Raw genomic sequence first — 17302 nt, 5'->3', positions numbered from 1 at the left:
TCCTGTCTTGATTCGCAAGGCCTGGCTTCGGCATTTGTGCGAAGAAAGTTCGTACGGTTATCGGCTGTGGTCGGTGCTGATGTTTCAGTCATGGCTTGAAAATAGTCGGCGGGAAATTGGATGTTGATTTACTGGTTGATGTTCTGGTTGCCATTTCTGGGAGCAATCTCGCCCAAGCGGATGATAAATTCGCAGGCACGATTCATGTTTTTACTGGTATGCCTAATTTTCACAATATTCATGGGGTTGAGGGATATGGTCGGAGGGGATTGGACGAATTACCTTCCCTTGTTCGGTTATATCAGCACACTCAATTTCGCTTGGGCAATTGAACTCAAGGATCCAGGTTACGCGCTACTGAATTGGATTGTTGCAAAGGCTGGAGGAGAGATTTATTCAGTAAATCTTGTCTGCGCAGCCATCATGATGGCAGGAGCGTTTCGTTTCTGCCGCAGCTTGCCTAATCCTTGGTTAGCATTGTTGGTGGCGGTTCCCTACATGTTGATTGTTGTCGGTATGGGCTACACGCGACAGGCCGTGGCTCTCGGGTTCGCCATGTTTGGTTTGGTGTCGTTGGGCAGGGGGCGCATATTTTCCTTTATTGCATGTATAGCGGTTGGGGCTTTGTTTCACAGTTCGGCAGTATTGCTGATTCCCATAGCCGGACTCGCCAATAGTCGGCAACGAATCTGGACCGCCATGTGGGTTGCAGCCGCTTTCGTCTTTGCCTATTTTGTGCTCTTGCAGCCTGAGTCCGACGCATTGTGGGATAACTATGTCACGCAACAGATGAAATCTAATGGGGCGATCGAAAGAGTCATGATGAACGTTGTTGCTGCAATCCCATTGCTGTACTTCCGTAAACGCTTGGTCGAAGAGCCTCAGACGCGGCGACTTTGGGTTCTGATCTCCTGGCTCGCCTTGGCCTGCCTGCCCTTCGTGTTCTTTGCGTCCACGGCGGTGGATCGCATAGCTTTATACCTGCTTCCCATACAATTGTTTGTGTTCGCCAGACTGCCAAACCTGACAGGCAATGCGACAGCGCGGACCGTCATCGTCGTGGGGATAGTCGCGTATTACGCGGCTGTTCAGTACGTCTGGCTCAATTACGCTGTCGAGCGCAATTATTGGGTGCCTTACCATTTCATGCCACTTGATTAAGTGCGTACGGCGCCGGCAAAAATCGTGTTGTACGCCAACACTGACTGGTACCTCTACAACTTTCGTCGTTCACTGGCGCTGGCCTTGCGACAGGCCGGTTACGACATATTGCTGCTGTCGCCGCCGGGACCATACGGAGAGAAGCTGCGCGAGTTAGGCCTGCGCTGGGAGCCGCTGCCGATGGATCGGCGCAGTCTGAATCCGTTGCGCGAATTCAAATTGTTGTGGCATCTGACTCGCCTGTTCGCGCGCGAGCGCCCGTCGCTGGTGCACAGCTTTACGATCAAGTGCGCGGTGTACGGATCGCTGGCGGCGCGATTTGCCGGAGTGCCAGCGCGGATCAACGCCGTGGCCGGCATGGGTTACGTGTTCACCAGCGATGAACTCAAGGCGCGGTTGTTGCGACCCGTTGTGCGCCTGCTGCTGCGTGGGGCACTCGGCGGAAAAAATGCGAGGCTTGTCTTGCAGAATGCGGATGACGTCAGCCTGTTCGAGCAAGCAGGCTTGGCCGATCGAGCAGACATTCGATTGATCCGCGGCTCCGGGGTCAACTGCGAGCAATTAGCCCATCGCGATTCACGAGAGAGCAGGCAACAAGGTGCATCACGCGTCTTGTTGGCGGCACGTCTGTTATGGGACAAGGGGATCGCCGAATACGTGGAAGCCGCGCGAATGCTGCGCGCGCAGGGTCGCAGCGTTCAATTCCTGCTCGCGGGCACGCCCGATCCCGGTAATCCCGCAGCGATACCGATCGAGACAATTCGTGGATGGGTAACGGAAGGTCTCGTCGAATGGTTGGGACACGTCGACGACATGCCGGGATTGTTCGCCACGGTGGACGTTGTTACGCTTCCCAGTTATCGCGAGGGTTTGCCCAAGAGCCTGATCGAAGCGGCCGCCTGTGGCCTGCCCTTGGTGGCTACCGATGTACCTGGCTGCCGGGAGGTGATAACCGACGGTAAGGATGGCCTGTTGGTTCCGGTGCGCGACGCGGTCGCGTTGGCAGCGGCAATCGCACGCCTGTTTGACGATAAAGAACTGGCAGCGCGGCTCGGTGCGGCCGCCAGAGAAAAAGCGCTGGCTGAATTTGACGAACGCATCGTAATTGAGCGCACGCTTGCGGTTTACCAGGAATTACTGGGCGATTCCGTTCAAATCCAGCCGCGTAATCTGTAGACCAGCATGCCGATGTACTCATGCAGGTAGCGCTGGCTTTGGAATAGCACGGAAATCCGTGGGCGCCATGCGGCACTGAAAGTTGGATATTGACTCGTGTCAAATACGGGCGCCGGAGTGACCGCAAAACCCTGTTTCTCGAAGCAGGCTACAGTGCGGCGCATGGGGATGGCCGATGTCACCAGCAAAATTCGCTGGCGATGCTCGCGTTTCAGGATGGGTGCCGAATACGCGGCATTCTGATACGTCGTGACGCTATTGGGCTCGATCCGCAACGCGCTTGCGGGTACGCCCTGCTGTTTAAGCGCTGCCAGAATTTCGGTGCCTTCGCGTACTCCGCCAGACACCAGGATGATCGGCGCTCGTTGCGCTCGATAGAGCAGCAGCGCGAGCCCGGTTCTTGTACGGTTCGCTTTTTCATCGCCGTGATCAAAATCCGGCGGATCGCCGCCACCGAGTACGACAATCGCATCCGCCTTCGGATAGTCATCTGGCTGATGTGCGGGATAGGGGGCTTCCAGTCCGCGCCGCAGAACTTCGGCAAATGCCGGCGTGGCGCAGAGAGTGACCCACAGTACGCCGATCAGCCCGAAAGCCACGGCAATCCGGTAACGCCGAACGCACAGGCAGAGCAGCCCCGCGGCGAGCAGCGCGAAGCCCTGTGTTTCGGGGTGGGTCAGGTCGATCAAGGAAGCGGGCAAATACATGCGGAAGTAGCTACGCCAGACGCGGTTGGGGCGATTCGGCGTCGGCTATCGAGCGATTTCCTTTAGAGCATTTTCGGTTGAAGTGGTTACAACTGTGACTTTGCCTTGTAACCCCTCTCCCCTTGTGGGAGAGGGTTGGGGAGAGGGGTTGCGCCCGCGAAAGCGGGCGCCTTCGGCGCCATCCCCTCTCCCGACACGCTGCGCGTGCCGACCTCCCCCACAAGGGGGGGAGGTGAAAAGCAGGTCGCGCCACTGTGTAAGCACTTGAGTCAAAAATGCTCTAGCCGGTAAATGCCGATCGCCAGGTATTCCTTCATCGCCCTGCTGCTTTTGTCCAGCATTTCGGGATCGGGCAACCAGCTTTGCAACGCGCCATGCGACGGTATCGCATCGAAGTCCGTAGGCGCGGGGATTGCGTCGACGCCCTGCGCACGAAACAAGGCAAGCGCTCGCGGCATATGCGCCGCTGAAGTAACCAGCAGGATTTTGGTAATGCGATGTTCGGCCATCAGCTGCTTGGTGTATTGCGCATTTTCTTCGGTGTTGCGACTCCTGTCCTCCAGCAACACGGCAGAAGCCGGAACGCCGAGATCGTTTTCGAACGCTTCCATGGCCTCGGCCTCGGGCTCGTCCGTGGTGGACCAGCCGCTGTTTCCGCCCGAGAGGATCAATACCGGTGCGCGGCCTGCGCGATAAAGTTGAGCGCCGAACCATGCGCGGTCCGCGCCGGTGAGCAGGTGTGGCCCGACGCGCCATCCTTTTCTTCCGCCCTGTATGCCGCCGCCAAGAACGACGATGGCATCGACGACTGGATAGTCGCTTGCCGCACGTTGCGGGAACTGTCGTTCCAATCCCTGGCGCAACGGGACTGAAGCGACGGGCAGCGACCACAACAGCAGCCAGCCGAAAGCAAGCGCGATCAGCGACCCGCCGAATTTTTTTCGGCGCGCGAGTATCAATATCGCTCCGAGAGGCACCAGCAGCAGGCATAGACCGAGTGGAGAAGACAGATGAATAAAAATTTTCCCCAAGTAAAACATCGGTAACCTCGTGCTCCGCAGTCGCGGTTATGCAACTGATATCATGAGTGTATGCATCCGGTTTCGATTTTGCACGATGCGCGCATCCAATGGCTGGCGGCTGCGTTGCGTGGCGAGCGCCCTGCCTGGAGCGCGGATCTGGGCGACACCGAGGGCATGCTTGCCACAGCCTGTGCGGAAGGTGTTGCGCCGCTCGTCAGTCACGAATCGAATGCGCGGCACGGCGAGTGGCTGCTGCCAGCGGAATTCGAGCAGGGGCTGGCCGCGGCTACGCGTGCGGAAGCCGTGTCCTGCCTCGTGCGCGAAGCAGAGTGCCGGCGGATTCTGGATTGTCTGGCCGAGACCAATCTGCCCGCGCTGCTGTTGAAGGGCTCGGCGCTTGCCTATTGGGCCTATGACGCACCGTATCTGCGGCCGTGTGTCGATATCGATTTTTTATTTGCCTCGCACGCAGCCGCTGCAACGGCTGCGCGTGCGTTGGCGCGTCTGGGATACGCGCCGCTTTCGCGTGCATTGCCGGGTGATCTGACTACGTTCGAGCTGGGTTGCGTGCGTGTTGTCGGCGGTACGCACGTGTGGGCCGACTTGCACTGGGGGGTCGGTGGCGCGCCGCTATTTGCGAACCGATTGGGCATCGAAGAGTTGTTCGCAGCTTCTATTGCGCTGCCGAAACTTGCGACCACCGCGCGAGCGATCGGTCCGGTGCATGCCTATCTGCACAACAGTACGCACCGCGCATTGCAATTGCACCTGGGCAGCGGCGATCGATTGAAGTGGCATTACGATCTGCACCTGCTTGCGCAGAATTTTTCCGCAGCCGACTGGAATCAGCTGGCGACGCTGTGCGAGGAACGCGGACTGGCCGGCACCTGCCAGGACGCGATGGAATCCTCCGCCGCCCTGTTCGCGACGCAGCTACCGCAATCCGTTGTCGATCGCCTGACCCGCGCGCGGCGTACCGAGAAGCTCGATGTCCGGCGCATGTACAGCTGGAAGTACATGGAGTACCAGAACTTCCGCGCGCTGCCAACGCTGCGCCAGCGCTTGCGCTGGCTGCGGCAGCGACTGGTGCCGAATCGCGTTTATCTCGACGATATGTACGGTGGGCGCTGGGCTGGCTACGGCCGCTATCTGCACAAGGGGCTGCGCAAATTTCTGGGCGGCACTTCGTAAGAATATCGCGGCCGTATTACTCAGAAGTCAGTAAGTAGCACGACCCGAATGGCTGTTCCCCCCCTCGCGGGAGAGGGTGGCGCGCAGCGCCGGGAGAGGGGAAGGCGCCGCAGGCGCCTGCTGCGCAGGCGTCACCCTCTCCCCAACCCCTCCCCCATCAAGAGGGAGGGGCTCAGTCCCACATCGGCAAACCGCACAGCATCGATCCGCCTGTTCCCTTACTTCCTGACCAGCCTGCATGGATGTGGCGAGTACAAGGTGCCGACTGCGAAGGCAGGATGCCGAAGCGAACGGCGAAGCCGGCCCGAAGGGCGTGCCGCAGGAGCGGCACGTAACGCGGAAGGGGGCGCTCTTGCTCTTGATCGAACATGGCAAAGGCACCCCCATCCCCCGAGGGGACTTCCTTTGGGGCGTCAGCCCTACGTCCCCGCTACGCGGGGGAAGCGACCGCATGGGTTCTCCGCTCTGAATTATTCAACGAGAGGTGATGGGTTCAAACATCTCGGGCCGCATCAGGCCAGGTGCGCTTCGAGAAACCACAGCGCCTTGTCCAGTCCGCGCGAAATACCGGTGAAAAGATCTGCCGTGTCCGCGTCGCCTTCGCGGCTCGCGACATCGATTGCCGCGCGCGTGCTCGCCGCGAGCGCCGCATAACGATCGGCGAGCAGGGCGGTCACCTTGATGCCGTCGAAGTTGTCGTGCGGCAACTCCGGCAGGCGCGAACCCGCGGCGGCGATACGCGTGGTGCCAAGGGCGATGCCGCTCAATGCGGTGACCCGCTCGGCGATATCGTCGACGGGCGCTTCGAGATCCTCGGCCAGCTTGTCGAACAGTTCGTGCAGCGCGATGAAGTGCGCACCCTTGACGTTCCAGTGCGCCTGCTTGACCTGGGTATACAGATCCAGCGTGTCGGCAAGCTGGACGTTGAGCAGGGCGATCATGCTGTCGCGCAGCTTGCCCTTGATATCGATGCGTGTGCTGCTGATCTTGTTCCTCGACATGACGTTCCCCGTTGCAGGATGGCAGAGCCACTATAATTCCGATGCCCGATCGTTAAAAATTCATTGTTGCGATGCGTTCGATAGCGTGTGCCTATCGCAACCGTGCTGCTGCCTGCCTCCCTGACGTGAAACCCAAGCCGCCATTCAAACCGGAAATCGCCGCGCTGCGCGCGCTGCTCGACGAAACGCTGCTGAGCGACCGGCGCAATCTGCGCCGCGATCTCGATCGTCTGAACGCGGCAGCTGACGTCGACGCGGCCGCGCTCGCGCGTTGGCGTGCGCGCCTCGATTCCGCGCGCGTCCGCTACGCAGCGCGCGCTGCCAGCGTTCTGCAAATCCGCGTCGACGAGAGCCTGCCGATCGCGGCGCGCGCGGATGAAATCGTCGCCCTGATCCGCCGCCATCCGGTGCTCGTGCTGGCTGGCGAGACGGGTTCCGGTAAAAGTACACAGTTGCCGAAACTGTGCCTCGCCGCCGGTCGCGGCCGCGCCGGCCTGATTGGGTGCACGCAGCCGCGCCGCGTGGCCGCACGCAGTGTTGCGCGTCGCGTGGCGAGCGAGCTCGGCAGCGAAGTCGGCGGTCTGGTCGGGTTTCAGGTGCGTTTCGCCGAGCAGGTCAGCGAGCGCACCCTGATCAAGTTCATGACCGATGGCATCCTGCTCGCGGAGACGCAATCGGATCCGTGGCTCAACGCCTACGACACGATCATCGTCGACGAAGCGCACGAGCGCAGCCTGAATATCGATTTCCTGCTCGGCTATCTCAAGCGCCTGCTCGCACGTCGGCGCGATCTGAAGCTGATTATCACCTCGGCGACGATCGACACCGCGCGTTTCGCGCAGCATTTCGACAACGCGCCCATCGTGCAAGTGGAAGGCCGCAGCTATCCGGTCGAAGTGCGCTGGCGACCCCGCGAGTACTACTCGGAAAGGGGCCGGGGCGATATTCCTTCCCCTGCGCAGCGGGGGAAGGTGGGCGAAGCTCGGAAGGGGGCGAAGGCTTTGAATGAAGAGCGCCCCCTTCAGCCCTCCGGGCAGCTTCCCCCGCGGGCGGGGGAAGCGAAAAACGGTGTGGGAAGCGACATCGAGCAGATCATCGTCGCACTGGATGAAATCACGCGCGAGGACCCGCGCGGCGACGCGCTGGTGTTCCTGTCCGGCGAACGCGAAATCCGCGACACGCATCTGGCCCTGTCGCGGCGCAACTATCGAGCGACCGAAGTCCTGCCGCTGTACGCGCGACTGTCGGCGGCCGAGCAGGATCGCGTGTTCAAGCCCGGCACGCAGCGACGCATCGTGCTGGCGACCAATGTGGCGGAAACATCGCTGACGGTGCCGCGCATCCGCTATGTGATCGACACCGGCACCGCGCGCGTGAAACGCTACCTGCCGCGCAGCCAGCTCGAACGCCTGCATATCGAGCCGATCGCGCAGGCCGCCGCCGAGCAGCGCAAGGGCCGCTGCGGCCGCGTCGGTCCAGGCGTATGTATACGTTTATACAGCGAGGAAGATTTCGCCGGTCGGCCGCGTTACGGTGAGCCGGAAATCCTGCGTTCGTCGCTGGCCGGAGTGATCCTGCGCATGCTGAGTCTGCGCCTGGGCGATGTTGAGAATTTCCCCTTCGTCGAGATGCCGAACACGCGCGCGATCGGCGACGGCTACCGGCGCCTGGCCGAACTTGGGGCAGTATCCATGCGGTCGTCCGTGACTGCGGAAAATCAAGAAACGGTCATCCATGGCCGCACTTCTCAATATGAGCTGACCGAAATTGGCCGGCAGATGGCCGCGCTGCCGATCGACGTCGCCCTTGCGCGCATGCTGATCGAGGCGCAGCGTCTCGGTGTCACGCGCGAGTTGCTGATCCTGGTCGCGTTCCTGAGCATCCAGGACCCGCGCGAACGTCCGCCCGAAGCGCGAGCTGCCGCGGATGCGGCGCATGCGCAATTCGTCGACCCCAAGTCCGACTTCATCGGCGTGCTGAATCTGTGGCACGCGCACGCGCTCGCGCATGAGGATCTTACCCAATCGAAATTGCGCGACTGGTGCAGCGCGCGATTTCTTTCCTATCTACGCATGCGCGAATGGCGCGAGTTGCATCGGCGGTTGCTGGTGCTCGAGGAGCCGGGGCTCGGGACTCGGGGCTCGGGGCTCGTAAAAGCAAAGACGCAGAGCCCGGCTTCTGATCTTCCGAGTCCCGAGCCCCGAGTCCCGAGTCCCGACAACTACGAAGCCGTCCATCGCAGCCTGCTCGCCGGCTGGCCGACCCAAGTCGCGCTGAAGGACGAAAAGAATCTCTACCGCGGCACGCGCGAACGCAAGTTCCAGATTTTCCCGGGCTCGGCGCTGGCCAAGCGCCCGCCGCGCTGGCTGTTGGCCGGCCAGATTCTGGATCTGCAAAAAGTATACGCAATGCTGTGCGCGAGCATGGAACCCGAATGGATCGAGCAGCAGGCCGGGCATCTGGTCAAGCGCAGTTGGCGCGAACCGCACTGGTCGCGCAAGCGCGGTGCGGTGCTGGCGTTCGAGCAGATCGCGCTGTTCGGCCTCACCTTGGTCGAAAAGCGCATCGTGCAATTCAACCAGCAGGACCCCGCGCTCGCGCATGCGGTGTTCGTGCGCGAGGCGCTCACGCGCGGCGATATCGATTGCCGCGCCGATTGCGTGCGCGCGAACGTGCGCGTACTCGCCGAAGCGCACGAGCTCGAGGCGAAGCAACGGCGCAGCGGCTTGGTCAAGGACGAAGACGAACTCGTGGAATTCTTTGCCGACAAGTTGCCCGCAGAAATCAGCACTGCGGCGGCTTTCGATGCCTGGTATCGAAGGGCGTCGCCGGCCGAGCAAGCCGGCTTGCGCTGGTCGCTGGATTTCGTGCTGGCGAGCACGCCCGGCATTCGCGCCAGCGACTTTCCGACGCATCTCGACTGCGCCGGCCACAAGCTGAAACTCGACTATCGCTTCGTGCCGGGCGACGCCGCTGACGGCGCGACCCTGCATGTGCCGCTTGCCTTCGTCAACGCCGTACCCGCCGCGCGTTGCGAATGGCTGGTGCCGGGCCTGCTGGTGGACAAAGTCGCCGAACTGATCCGTGGGCTGCCAAAATCGCTGCGGCGCAATTTCGTGCCCGCACCGGATTTTGCGCGCGCGTTCGCGCAAGCCGAGGCGCCACACGACGAATCCTTGTTCAATGTACTTGCAAGCTATCTGCGCCGCGTGACCGGCGTGGAAGTTGCCGCGCGCGATTTTGCGGACGTTGCCGTGCCGGCGCACCTGCTGATGCGCTTTCGTGTCTACGACGACGCTCCGGGCCCGGGCAGCGGGATAACCCTCGCTGCGGGCCGCGATATCGAGGCGATTCGTGTGCAATGGGGCAGTGCAGCGAATGCCGCCTTCTCGCGCCGCGCGGATGCCGAGCTGACGCGCGAAGACGTCGCCGAATTCGATTTCGAGGATATTCCCGAACGCGTGCTCGGCGAGGCCGGCCTCGTTGCGTTTCCAGCCCTGGTTGACCTCGGCGACAGCGTCGCGCTGCGCGTGTTCGAGCGCGCGGACGAGGCACGCAGCGCGCACGTGCAAGGCGTGCGGCGGCTATTGCGGCATGCGCTGCACGAGCGCATCAAGCAGGCGCGGCGGCAATTGCCCCTCTCCAATCAAATGACGCTGTTGCGCGGAGCGCAACGATCATTCCCCCTCCCTCGCGCCGGGGGAGGGCAAGGGGTGGGGGTGACGTCGATGAAATTTCTCCCGATCGCCAGCGTCGACGAACTGCGCGAAGACATCGTTGAAGCGGCGCTCGATCAGCTATTCGATACACACAACCTCGATCTGCGCCAGCGCCAGGCGTTTCGCCACGCCGAATCCGACATCGGTGGCCAGTTGTTTGCGACGGCGGTGGAGTGGCTGGGTCTGGTCGAAGACGTACTTGCCGCCTACGCCGAATTCACGCCCTGGCTCGAACCGCCGCTGATCGGCTACGCGGGTGCGAATTACGACGATCTGCGCGAGCAGCTCGCTGCGTTGGTCTATCCGGGGTTTGTGCAGAAGGTACAGAAATCCCGGATAGCGCATTTTCCGCGCTATCTGAAGGCGATGCGTCTGCGCGCCGAACGTCTGCGCCAGGATGCCACGCGTGATCAGGCGCGCATGCTCACGGTGCGCGGCTACTGGCGCGACTATCTGAAGCTCAAGGCCAGCGGCGATGCCGACCCGGCGGCACTCGACGAGTTGCGTTGGCTGATCGAGGAACTGCGTGTCTCGCTGTTCGCGCAGGAACTCAAGACCGTCGAACCGGTGTCGCCGAAGCGGCTCAACAAGTTGATCGAGTCGTTGCGCGCGTCAGGCTAAATAACTGGATCCCGTATCATCGGCCATCCGTGGCTGCACGTGATGAGTTCATCGATTTGGGTCTGGATCCCGTGTCAGCGGCAATCCATGGCCTGCACGGGATGACCTCATCCTGAGGTCACTTCGTCCGCATTACGCGCAGTTTGCATTCGCAGCCATGCACGGACATCAGCCAGCTGCCGAGCGTCATCGGTTCGATCGTCACGGCTGGATGCTCGATGGTACCTGGCTTGAGCTGGCCGGATTCGACCTGTTTCCATTCTTCGCCGTTATCGAGCTTGAACACGGTATTGCCACGCCAACCGGTGAACTTGCCGCTGATCCGGCTCTCGATCGTTTCGCGCTTGTCGCTGTCGGCGTAAAACACCGGCTTGCCCGCCGGCGAGACCAGCTTGGTGACCGTGGTCGTCGTCGGGTGCGCGGCGAGCCAGTCGTTCAGGGCCTTCAATCCCTGCGGACTGAGCTTGTCGAGTTCGGCCGCGTGGAATTCGTCTTTCGACATGCGCTCTTCCAGCGTAACCGGCTCGCCCGCGCCGACCGCGAAGGCGATGCAAGCCAGCGCCAAGCCAACCATCAGACGCGCGAATGCCAAACGCATAACCACCTCGACCATCAACACTTCGATTTTTTCCTGAGCGGATTGTAAGGCCCGATCGCGCCTTACTTCGTCCGCTCCACGCGCACGCTGCAGCCGCATGGCTCGACCCACATGAGCCAGCTGCCGAGCAGGGCCGGCTTGATCTTCACTTTCGGATGATCATAGTGACCGTTGCTGAACTGGCCGGACTCGGTCTGCGTCCATTCCTGGCCGTTCTCGAGTCTGAACACGGTCTTGCCGTACCAGCCGGAGAAGCCGCCGTCGATGCGCGATTCGAATGCCTCGCGTTTGGAATCGACCGGGTAGTACACCAGAGCGCCGCTGGGCGTGAGCACTTGCGTGACCGTCGTCGTAGTGCCGTGCGCACGCAGCCACTCGTTCAGCGCCTTGAGTTCTTCCGGGTTGAGCTTGTCGAGCCCCGCGGCGTGGAATTCGCTCTGCGACATGCGCTCTTCGAGCGAGGAAAATTCGGCCGCAAACGCGGCAACGCCGAGCAGGAGAAGCGCGGCACCCAGCGACAGATGTCCGATTTTCAAACGCATGACCACCTCGACCGATTGGAGTTTGGACCATTGCCGAACTCTGCGTCGCGGATTGTAACGGATCGTGATAACGGATCGCCATCGACCGCGCGCGCTAGAATTGGCAGGAATTCCCCCCGTTATTTGCGCCAACCACGCGTGAAACCAGCATCCTCCAGACCGAATTCGCTCGCCGCCTGGCTCGACCGTGCCGCGTGCGACGCCGGCGCCGATCCGGCGTTCGTGGCGTCGTTTGCGTTGCCTGACGGCGCGAGTGCCATCGCGGCGAACGCTGCTTTTGCGAAGGTCGAGCCCGAATTGCTGGCGACCCTGCAGCTGCTCGAGGATCTCGATCTGGATCGCGCAACGCGGGCTGCGTATATTTTGTACACTTTGCAACAATGCGGCATCGCGCTTGCCGCGCCGCAGGTTGCGAAACTCGACCCCGGCGTGCGCGATCTGCTCGAAGGCCAGCAGGCTGCCGAGCGCGTCGGCGGTCTGTATGCCGCGCACAGCGGCGGCAATGCCGAAGGTTTGCGGCGCCTGCTGCTGGCGATCATCCGCGACCTGCGTGTGGTCTTCATCCTGCTCGCGCGTCAGCTCGCGCGCCTGCGCGCCGCGGAAAAACTCGGCGCCGAACAGCGCCGCGAGCTGGCCCAGATCACCGCCGACATCCATGCGCCGCTGGCCAACCGGCTCGGCATCTGGCGGCTCAAGTGGGAACTCGAGGACCTCGCCTTCCGCTATCTGCAACCGGATACCTACCGGCGCATCGTGCGCCTGCTCGACGAACGACGCAGCGATCGCGAGGGTTTCATCGAGACCACGATGCATGCGCTGCGCAATGCGCTGGCCGAGGCGGGCGTCGGCGCCGATATCGACGGGCGGCCCAAGCACATCTATTCGATCTGGAAGAAGATGCAGCGCAAGAGCGGCGAATTTTCCGCGCTCTACGATATCCGCGCGCTGCGCGTGCTGGTCAACGACGTGGCCGCGTGTTACGCCGCGCTCGGCATCGTCCACAGCTTGTGGCCGCCGGTGCCGAGCGAGTTCGACGACTACATCGCGCGGCCCAAGGGCAATCACTACCAGTCGCTGCACACCGCCGTGGTCGGGCCGCAGGGCAAGACGCTCGAAGTGCAGATCCGCACCCACGAGATGCACGCGTTCGCCGAACGCGGCGTCGCCGCGCACTGGCGCTACAAGGAGGGAGGCGGCGGCGACGAGAGCTTCGAGCGCAAGATCGCCTGGATGCGCCAGCTGCTCGACACGAAAGACGAGCGCAGCGCCGACGGGCAGGCCGACGATGCCGCCCTGCTGGCCGGTTTCAAGACCGATCTGCTCGAGGACCGGGTGTACCTGCTGACGCCGGCCGGGCAGGTGATGGATCTGCCGCGCGGCGCGACCGTGCTCGATTTCGCCTACGCGGTGCACACCGACGTCGGCCACCGCTGCCGCGGCGCCAAGGTGAACGGGCGCATCGTGCCGCTGAGCTTCCAGCCGGCCAGCGGCGATCGCGTGGAAATCCTCACCGGCAAGACCGCCGAGCCGCGCCGCGACTGGATGAGCGCGCAACACGCCTTTCTGACCACGCAACGCGCGCGCGCCAAGGTGCGCGCCTGGTTCAAGCGCATCGATCTCGACGCCAACCTGACCGCGGGCCGCGAGATTCTCGAACGCGAATTCCGCCGCCTGGCGCTGCACAAGGTGGACCTCGAATCGTTGCCGCAGAAGTTCCATCTGCAGACGCTCGACGATTTCCTCGTCGCGCTCGCGCTCGGCGACATTACTGCCGGTCACGTCGCGCGCACCCTGCACGAGGAACAGGCGCCCGCGGCGCCGGCCGTCGCGCAGCCGGTGCGTGCAGCGAAGCGCCACAAGGATGCGGTCGTGATCGAGGGTGTAGGCAACCTGCTCACCAGCATTGCGCGCTGCTGCCAGCCGTTGCCGGGCGATGCGATCGCCGGCTACATCACGCGCGGCAAGGGGGTGTCGATCCATCGCGCCGACTGTGTCAGCTTCGCCCGCCTGCGCGCGCGCGACCCGAGCCGCGCGATCGAGGTCGAATGGGGCGGTGCGGGCGGGCAGGCCTACGACATCGACGTCGTCGTGCGCGGCTACGACCGCAAGGGCCTGCACAAGGACGTGACCAACGTGATCGCGGTGGCCAATATCAACTTGCTTGCGGTCAACGCTCGCGCAGACGCCGTGAGCGGGCTGGTGACGATGAACTTCACCGTCAGGGTCGCCAACTTCGATCAGCTTTCGACCCTGATCGGACGCCTTGCGGCCGTGCCAAACGTGATCGAAGCCCGGCGCCTGGCATGATCGAACTGCCCCGCGTTGGTCCGCAACCGGCACAGCGCAACTCGGGTGTAAAATGGCGCGATGCCACATGGTATGCTAGCGCCCAGCCAGTAGCCGCGGCCAGCAGTACCGATTTGACATCATCCGCGCGGCAGGCTTGGGGCATTGAACCTTGATCGAGATACCCGGCTATATCATTTTGCGCCAGCTCGGCCGTGGCGGCATGGCCACGGTCTATCTGGCCACGCAGGAATCGGTGCAGCGCGATGTCGCGCTGAAAGTGATGTCGCCGACGCTCCTCGTCGACCCGGACTTCGGCGAGCGCTTCCTGCGCGAAGCGCGTATCGCGGCCAAGCTGCACCACCGCCACGTGGTTGGCGTGCATGACGTCGCCCGCAGCGGCGACTACAACTACATGGCGATGGAGCATCTGAGTGGCGGCCCGATACTCGCGCGCGACGGTACGCCGCGTGCGGTACCGTTCGCCCTGCGCGTCACGCGCGAGATGGCGTTGGCATTGAACTATGCGCATGCCAAGGGCTTCGTGCATCGCGACGTCAAGCCGGACAACATCCTGCTGCGCGACGACGGCTCCTCGGCGCTGACCGATTTCGGCATTGCGCGCGCGGCGGACTCGGCCACCAAGATGACGCGCACCGGCGCGGTCATCGGCACACCGCATTACATGAGCCCGGAACAGGCGCGCGGCCGCACGGTCGACGGGCGCGCTGATCTGTACAGCCTGGGTATCGTGCTGTATGAGTTGCTGATCGGGCGTGTGCCGTACAGCGCGGACGATTCGCTTGCCGTCGGCATCATGCACATCACCCAGCCGGTGCCGCTACTGCCGGAGCACCTGTCGGCGCTGCAACCCATTCTCAATCGCCTGCTCGCCAAGGCGCCGGATGAGCGCTACCAGAGCGGCTCGCAGCTGGCCGATGCGATCGAGCAGATCGAAATCTCGATGGCCGGCGGCAACCTGCCGGGCCTTGCCGATCCCGACGAAGCCTATCGGCGCGAAGTACCTGGTGCGGAACGGCGCAGCCCGCAGCGCACCCCGACCGGTGCGCGCAGTCCAACGCCGCCGCCAGCGCAGGCCTCCACTACACCTGCGCCGGGACACCCGACCACACTGACGCCGGCGCCGGTGCTCCGCCATCGCTTCGATCCGACGCTGGGTCGCATGGACGATGTGGTCTCGACCGGCGGCTATTTGCCTGCCGCACGCCGCGTCGGCAAGCCCGCCGCCGCAGAAAAATCCGGCTCGCGCCGCGGCTGGATGCTCGTCGTGCCGGTGTTGCTGATCGCTCTGCTCGGCGGCGGCTACGCCGCGTGGCACTATCAGGATCGCCTGCGCGCACTGATTCCGAAAACCGAATTGAACAGCCTGGTCGGACGTGCGCGCAAGGCGCTCGATGAAGGCCACCTCACCGGCAACGCGGGCGACAGCGCACGCGAACTGTTCCAGAGTGCGCGCGCGATCGATCCGGACAACGATCAGGCGCGGAAAGGCCTGAATCAGGTCGGCGAACGTCTGCTCGACGATGCGCGCACGGCGCTCACGCACAACGATCTGGCGACCGTGCACACCGATCTCGCCGCGGCGGACGAAATTCTCGGCGGTGGCGACAAGGTCGAGGAACTCAAGACCGCGCTGCACGCGGCGGAGACGCACGGTACCCAGGTCGAGGATCTGTTGGGCCGCGCCGCGGCCGCGTTGAGCGCAGGCCGTCTGCTCGGCGTCGACAGTGCCAGTGCGCTCTACCGGCGCGTGCTCGAAGCGGATGCCAGCAACGCGCTGGCGAAGGACGGCATGGAAAAGGTCGCCAAGGCGCAGGCGCAAGCGGTGCGCGAGGCGATCGCGCAGGGCAATGAGGACCAGGCCAACCAGCGTATCGCCGACCTGGCGCAACTGGCGCCGAATCAGCCGGCGATTCCCGAACTGCGCGCCGCGCTCGCGCAGATGCACCACACCGATACGCAAGCGCAGGATCAGCAACTCACGCGCGCCGAAACGGCGTTGCGCGAGAACAAGATCACCGGCGGCAACGGTGCGCTTGCGTTGTTCCAGGCGGTACTCAAACGCGAAGCCAACAATGCACGTGCCAAGGCCGGCCTGCGCAAGATCGGCATGGCGTTCGCGGCGCAGGCGAGCGTGCAACTCGATGCGAACAATCTGCCAGCCGCGGAGACTGCGCTGCGCCAGGCCGAGGCGCTGGCCGGCGATGCGGCCGAAGTGAAAAGCACGCGCGCGCGTCTGCGCGAGTTGCACGAAGGCGCCGCTGTCGCCGACAAACAGCAACAGAAGACGACGGAGTTGACCCTCGCCGAGCGCGCACGCATCGATGACACATTGGGTGAAGCCGATCGTGCGCTGGCAGCCGGCAGCCTGATGGACCCGGGCGGCGCCTACGACAAGTACCGCGCCGTGTTGCGCATCGACAGCAGCAACGCGCTGGCACTCGCCGGTATCGCCCATATCCCGTCGCGCGCACGCGAATTGTTCGATCAGTCGCTGACCGCCGGCAAACCAAACGGCGCACGCGGTTATCTCGAAGCGATTGCGCAAACCGATCCGGGCAACGCGAATTTGCCTGCAATGCGCGAACGCGTGGCCAAGGTCTACCTGGATCAGGCCGAAGGGCACATCGCCCAGGGCCAGCGCGATGAGGCGATGCGTGCGCTCAAATATGCGCGCGAATTGAGCCCGAACAATCCGCGCAACGCAGAGGTCGACGCGAAACTGCAGAGCGCAGCCCCCCCAGCAACGGGTGGGTGAGGCCGAGCGCTTGCGCGATGCGTTAACGCGCATCGCGCGCGAGGTCGAACGCCCGTAGCAGGAGCGAAGGGCCGGGTTGCTTGGCGAGGCCGTGGACGGCCGAGCCTAGCAACGGCCAGCGAGACGAAGTCGAGCTGCGAGCGCTTGCGCGATGCGTTAACGCGCATCGCGCGCGAGGTCGAACGCCCGTAGCAGGTCGAGTGTGCGATGTTTGCGAGTTGCCTTGAATGGCAACTCGCGGCGCACATGAGGAGGAGGCAGGATGCCGACTGGAGGGCGCTCCATGGATGGATGCAACAGGTAGCTTACGCGGATAGTGGGCTAGGGCATTTTTAAGTTAAGTGCTTACCTATGGCGCGACCTGCTTTTCTCCTCCCCCCTTGCGGGGGAGGCCGGCACGCGTAGCGTGCCGGGAGAGGGGATGGCGCCGGAGGCGCCCGCTTTCCGCGGGCGCTACCCCTCTCCCCAACCCCTCTCCCGCAAGGGGAGATGGGCTCAA

Annotated in this window: 11 protein-coding genes; 6 read left to right on the top strand and 5 right to left on the bottom strand. The window is 63.3% G+C overall.

The genetic code is table 11. The features are described 5' to 3' along the window. Nucleotides 1–120: 120 nt before the first annotated feature. Both VIE67_RS01285 and VIE67_RS01280 read left to right on the top strand, forming a co-directional pair. Nucleotides 121–1161 (top strand): EpsG family protein, encoded by a 1041-nt coding sequence (locus VIE67_RS01285; RefSeq protein ID WP_332022497.1) that lies wholly within the window; start codon nucleotides 121–123, stop codon nucleotides 1159–1161. After that, nucleotides 1162–2337, top strand: coding sequence for a glycosyltransferase family 4 protein (locus VIE67_RS01280; protein WP_332022495.1), 1176 nt, complete (start codon nucleotides 1162–1164; stop codon nucleotides 2335–2337). On the opposite strand, the gene VIE67_RS01275 is transcribed toward VIE67_RS01280, so the two are convergent. After that, complete coding sequence (locus tag VIE67_RS01275; RefSeq protein ID WP_332022493.1) at nucleotides 2313–3026, bottom strand: YdcF family protein; 714 nt, start codon at nucleotides 3024–3026, stop codon at nucleotides 2313–2315. The genes VIE67_RS01280 and VIE67_RS01275 overlap by 25 nt on opposite strands. Before the next feature lie 287 nt (nucleotides 3027–3313). Further along, nucleotides 3314–4003 carry a YdcF family protein gene (locus VIE67_RS01270; RefSeq protein ID WP_332022491.1) on the bottom strand — a complete coding sequence of 230 codons (690 nt, stop codon included), beginning with the start codon at nucleotides 4001–4003 and terminating at the stop codon, nucleotides 3314–3316. A gap of 132 nt (nucleotides 4004–4135) precedes the next feature. On the opposite strand from VIE67_RS01270, the gene VIE67_RS01265 reads away from it, so the two are divergent. Further along, the gene (locus VIE67_RS01265; RefSeq protein WP_332022489.1) at nucleotides 4136–5257 is read left to right on the top strand and encodes a nucleotidyltransferase family protein; all 1122 of its coding nucleotides are present in this window, start codon (nucleotides 4136–4138) and stop codon (nucleotides 5255–5257) included. A 512-nt stretch (nucleotides 5258–5769) separates the two neighbouring features. On the opposite strand, the gene dps is transcribed toward VIE67_RS01265, so the two are convergent. Next, complete coding sequence (gene dps / locus VIE67_RS01260) at nucleotides 5770–6258, bottom strand: DNA starvation/stationary phase protection protein Dps (protein WP_332022487.1); 489 nt, start codon at nucleotides 6256–6258, stop codon at nucleotides 5770–5772. Between the two features lie 71 nt (nucleotides 6259–6329). On the opposite strand from dps, the gene hrpA reads away from it, so the two are divergent. Next, the gene (gene hrpA, locus VIE67_RS01255) at nucleotides 6330–10598 is read left to right on the top strand and encodes an ATP-dependent RNA helicase HrpA (protein ID WP_414707239.1); all 4269 of its coding nucleotides are present in this window, start codon (nucleotides 6330–6332) and stop codon (nucleotides 10596–10598) included. A 118-nt stretch (nucleotides 10599–10716) separates the two neighbouring features. Here the strand turns inward: hrpA and VIE67_RS01250 are convergent, their stop codons facing one another. Further along, entirely contained in the window at nucleotides 10717–11196 is a 480-nt protein-coding gene (locus tag VIE67_RS01250) for a hypothetical protein (protein ID WP_332022483.1), read from the bottom strand. A gap of 62 nt (nucleotides 11197–11258) precedes the next feature. Next, the gene (locus tag VIE67_RS01245) at nucleotides 11259–11738 is read right to left on the bottom strand and encodes a hypothetical protein (RefSeq protein WP_332022481.1); all 480 of its coding nucleotides are present in this window, start codon (nucleotides 11736–11738) and stop codon (nucleotides 11259–11261) included. 138 nt (nucleotides 11739–11876) lie between these two features. On the opposite strand from VIE67_RS01245, the gene VIE67_RS01240 reads away from it, so the two are divergent. Further along, nucleotides 11877–14045: a RelA/SpoT family protein gene (locus VIE67_RS01240; protein ID WP_332022479.1), complete on the top strand. Its 2169-nt coding sequence runs from the start codon at nucleotides 11877–11879 to the stop codon at nucleotides 14043–14045. Nucleotides 14046–14196: 151 nt separating this feature from the next. Then, nucleotides 14197–16803: a protein kinase domain-containing protein gene (locus tag VIE67_RS01235; RefSeq protein WP_332022477.1), complete on the top strand. Its 2607-nt coding sequence runs from the start codon at nucleotides 14197–14199 to the stop codon at nucleotides 16801–16803. The last annotated feature ends 499 nt before the right edge of the window (nucleotides 16804–17302 follow it).

It is taken from the genome of Rudaea sp., from assembly GCF_036560865.1.
GTDB lineage: Bacteria > Pseudomonadota > Gammaproteobacteria > Xanthomonadales > Rhodanobacteraceae > Rudaea.
The sequence above is the reverse complement of the archived record's forward strand: the minus strand, read 5'-3'. Positions and strand labels throughout refer to the sequence as shown.

What these genes read in the sequence shown, in the direction of transcription:
- VIE67_RS01250 (WP_332022483.1), bottom strand. Translation starts at nt 11,196, where the DNA reads ATGCGTTTGGCATTCGCGCGTCTGATGGTTGGCTTGGCGCTGGCTTGC.
- VIE67_RS01245 (WP_332022481.1), bottom strand. Translation starts at nt 11,738, where the DNA reads ATGCGTTTGAAAATCGGACATCTGTCGCTGGGTGCCGCGCTTCTCCTG.
- VIE67_RS01285 (WP_332022497.1), top strand. Translation starts at nt 121, where the DNA reads ATGTTGATTTACTGGTTGATGTTCTGGTTGCCATTTCTGGGAGCAATC.
- dps (WP_332022487.1), bottom strand. Translation starts at nt 6,258, where the DNA reads ATGTCGAGGAACAAGATCAGCAGCACACGCATCGATATCAAGGGCAAG.
- hrpA (WP_414707239.1), top strand. Translation starts at nt 6,330, where the DNA reads ATGCGTTCGATAGCGTGTGCCTATCGCAACCGTGCTGCTGCCTGCCTC.
- VIE67_RS01265 (WP_332022489.1), top strand. Translation starts at nt 4,136, where the DNA reads ATGCATCCGGTTTCGATTTTGCACGATGCGCGCATCCAATGGCTGGCG.